2 protein-coding genes and 1 pseudogene are annotated in these 1,943 nt (G+C 37.4%); 1 reads left to right on the forward strand and 2 read right to left on the reverse strand.

Annotated elements, in window-relative coordinates:
* Positions 1 to 1,269: transposase (locus FWJ59_RS09485; protein ID WP_414481685.1), on the forward strand; the 1,269-nt coding region annotated here is incomplete at its 5' end.
* Positions 1,270 to 1,315: 46 nt separating this feature from the next.
* On the opposite strand, the gene FWJ59_RS09490 is transcribed toward FWJ59_RS09485, so the two are convergent.
* The gene (locus FWJ59_RS09490) at positions 1,316 to 1,453 is read right to left on the reverse strand and encodes a hypothetical protein (RefSeq protein ID WP_414481686.1); all 138 of its coding nucleotides are present in this window, start codon (positions 1,451 to 1,453) and stop codon (positions 1,316 to 1,318) included.
* 246 nt (positions 1,454 to 1,699) lie between these two features.
* A pseudogene (locus FWJ59_RS09495) lies at positions 1,700 to 1,943 on the reverse strand (XRE family transcriptional regulator); the annotation flags it as partial.

Here is a 1,943-nt window from a genome sequence, read left to right on the forward strand (position 1 = left end):
GCTGTAAACTGCTGGCAAATTTTCCAGCACCCATTTTGCAAAAGTGGGGAATTTTCATTTGCAAAAAACAACATACTCAATGGAACACACGATGCAGGTTTTGGAAAAGATGTTGTGTATAGATTTCTGAATTCGCCTTTTATTAATTGGGCTACATTTATGCTGAGTCTTGCTGTACGTATTATTGCCAAAATTTCGAGGTTGACTTCGGATAGTAGAGTTAACGCAATAGTTGTAGATGATACTCTTTACAGCCGTCCGAGAAGCACGAAAGTGGAGTTACTAGCAAATGTCCATGATCATACAGGGAAAGGGAATAGATTTAAGTGTGGGTTTAGGTTATTGACTCTTGCATGGACTGATGGAGTAACACTCATTCCATTGCTATTTAGACATCTTAGTTCACAGGATAAGAAGAACAGGTTTACCGAGACAAATCCCAAGATTGATAAACGATCCTGTGGTTATAAAGCAAGACAACAAGCAATATCAAGTGCTCCGAAGGTTCTACTTGAGATGCTTGGGCAGATTGTAAAGATAGGAATTCCGTCTAAGCATGTACTATTTGATTGTTGGTTTGCTTATCCCACTACTATCATAGAGATTGCTAAAATAGGGCTCAATGTAGTTGCAAGATTGAAGAAGACGCCGAAAGTTAAGTATTTGTTAGACGGAGAGAAAAGGACGTTATCCCAGATATATTCTTCAGCAAAAAAGCGTCGTGGGAGAAGTAGGTATCTTTTATCGGTATGTGTTAAGCTTTATAACCAGGATAACGAAATGATTGATGCCCGTATTGTATATGTTAGGGATCGAAACAACAGAAAAAAGTGGATAGCATTGATTTCTACTGACATGGAATTATCTGAGGAAGAGATCATACAGCTTTATGGTAAGCGATGGGACATTGAAGTATTTTTCAAGGTTTGTAAATCGTATCTCAGGCTTGGTTCAGAATTTCGAGGGTTATCATACGATGTTATTACTGCTCATACTGCTATAGTTATGACGAGGTATATGATACTGGCATTGGAGAAACGGCAAAAGGAGGATCCGCGTGCTTTAGGAGAGCTATTTTTCGAATGTTACGATGAAGTTGCTGATATACAGTTTGCGGAGGCGTTGGAACTTATACTCAGCTTACTTCGTGATGTTTTGGAAGAAATCTTATTTCTTTCAAGTGAACAAATTGATCAATTAATTGATGCTTTTATTGCAAAGCTTCCCGAGTACTATAAGAGGAAAATGGAGTATAAAAAAGCATCTTAATAGGTATATAAATTGGCTGAATTATTGATTTTTCAAGGTCTAGCAGTCAATATTTAACTGCGAAGTTTGAGTTATTTTTTATACCACTTTTTACTTTGAAGGGGCATATTTTCTTTAACTTTTCAGTCAGTTCCTCCGGGGTGTTAACTTCAATAATCTGCCATATCCTTTTTTTGAAAAGCATTGTTATTCCTCCTTTGCTTAAAAAAATAAAAAGGCAGTATGCCTGCCTTTTAGCATGGCAATACTGCCTTTAGTAACGAATTCTCATTTTTATTTTACCGGCATATTTACCGGCCTTTTCTGCAGCACCCCTGCCCTGCGGCATGGCGCTGCTCGCTGCTAACCCCTCTTCAGAGGAAAGCACATTGGCTTGTGCTTTTACAGCAGCCTGGCTCTTTGAGCCTAACCGTTATTTGTTACAGTTATATTATACCTCATCGTTCTGCGTGTTTTCAATAGCTTTTATTATCCGCATTATTTGAGCAATAGTTTTAGGAGAAAGATCCTTTGTATACTCAAACAAAACTAATAAATCATTCCGTGTCTTGAGTTTATCATATATTTCCCAAAATTTCCGATCATTAATAGCATTTATGTCTCGAATATCGGTTCTGCCAAGTAAATAGTCCGTAGATACCTCAAACAAGTCTGCTAATTGTTGAATAAATTTG

Source organism: Caldicoprobacter sp. (assembly GCF_047459465.1).
Classification (GTDB): Bacteria; Bacillota; Clostridia; order Caldicoprobacterales; family Caldicoprobacteraceae; genus Caldicoprobacter.

Excerpts from the sequence above, each read along its gene's own strand:
- FWJ59_RS09490 (WP_414481686.1), bottom strand. The coding sequence starts at position 1,453 with ATGCTTTTCAAAAAAAGGATATGGCAGATTATTGAAGTTAACACCCCG.